The following is a 1449-nucleotide window of genomic DNA, read 5'->3' as shown; positions in this document are numbered from 1 at the left end:
TGTAATACCTCCTGATTTATTAGATAAAGTTAGAAAAATACAAAAAGCCAATCGCATCTATAACCAAAATGGTTAAGAGCAACTGGCTGTCATTTTAAAGACCCTATAGTTTTGCGTCGCAGGATTTCTCCTGTTTTGCGTAATTTATTTTATACAAATATAATATATTGAAATTTAAAAAAAGTCAAATGAAAATATTGAAAAACTAAAAAATATTTTTTTACAAACCTTGATCTTATAAGGGTTTGTAGAGTTTAAATGAAAAATATTTCCAAATTCAATGTCTTCATTATGAACTATTTCTAAAGTATCTATAACCTTTGCAGTAATATTCATTTTTCCATCGTTGCTGTCTAAGCAAAACGAATTAAAGCTAATCATAAAAAAAATTCAAAATGTTAAAGTGGACCCTATGTCAAAGATATATAAAAAAAGAAAGTTAAATATTCAAAAGCTGATTCTTGTATTGTATAGGAGTCAGCTTTTTTAGATTTCATTGACAACGATAATTATTTTAGTAATCAATATAGTTTTCAATAATCTTTTCTAACTTAGGTAAAGTGACTACCTCAATCAGAATGAATAAATGCATCTTTATGATAGTGTTACTTCGTATTTAATATTCCATCTTGTACTAGCGCAATCTCTAACAATATCAACATCAAAATTAGCCTCTTCAAAAATAAATCTTGAATTTTTTCATTTTTCATATTCTGAAATGAAATGTATTTTAAACTCGTTAGAATATGTTATTGCTTTTTCGCTTCTTCTAATGACGTATTTATTTTTAGATAACTGTTCAATTTTGATTTTTGTAAATATTATTATACAAGAAAAAGACCCTAAAAGATAGACTCGCTTTTTTTATGAGTCTATCCTATAGGGTCCATTTTATGTTTATTCTTCTTATTAATTATTGATATTGAACTCTAGCAGTAAGAGTTCCAGAATATTCTCCTGAAACAGTATTAAGATCAGGTGTTAAACTACCTTCAATTTTTTTAACAAGATTTCCATCATTTGCAAGAGTTGTTTTAACTGTACCATTAACAAAACCTTTTAGTACGATAGCTAATTTATCACCATTAGCATTTGAAAGTTCATTGATTCCATCAATAGTAAGTGTAATTCCTTGGCTTGGTTCACCTTTTATAGTAAAAGTACTATCAGCATTAGCAGTAGTTCCTTTGATAATATCACCAAATTGCATTGGTTCAGCAACAACAGTTAATGGATCAATAACTCTGGCAGTTATTTTCATATCAGCAGATTGCTGAGAATCACCTTGTGGAGCTCCAAAAGCAGATACCGCTAAAGTTAAAGATAAAAGCATTAATAATTTTTTCATTGTAATACCTCCTGATTTATTAGATAAAGTTAGAAAAATACAAAAAGCCAATCGCATCTATAACCAAAATGGTTAAGAGCAACTGGCTGTCATTTTAAAGA

The 1449-nt window shown here is 28.0% G+C and carries 1 protein-coding gene and 1 riboswitch; the gene reads right to left on the bottom strand.

Features of this window, described 5'->3' with window-relative positions:
• Positions 1 to 74 precede the first annotated feature (74 nt).
• A riboswitch (cyclic di-GMP riboswitch) is annotated at positions 75 to 150 on the bottom strand.
• Positions 151 to 913: 763 nt separating this feature from the next.
• On the bottom strand, positions 914 to 1348 hold the full coding sequence (locus tag ACRCZX_RS06735) for a DUF4402 domain-containing protein (protein ID WP_438582161.1): 435 nt from the start codon (positions 1346 to 1348) through the stop codon (positions 914 to 916).
• Positions 1349 to 1449: the final 101 nt, after the last annotated feature.

The sequence above is a fragment of the Cetobacterium sp. genome, assembly GCF_051658645.1.
GTDB lineage: Bacteria > Fusobacteriota > Fusobacteriia > Fusobacteriales > Fusobacteriaceae > Cetobacterium_A.
This window is presented reverse-complemented; position numbering and strand designations above follow the sequence as displayed.

Coding starts and splice junctions, on each gene's coding strand:
- ACRCZX_RS06735 (WP_438582161.1), bottom strand. CDS start 1,348: ATGAAAAAATTATTAATGCTTTTATCTTTAACTTTAGCGGTATCTGCT.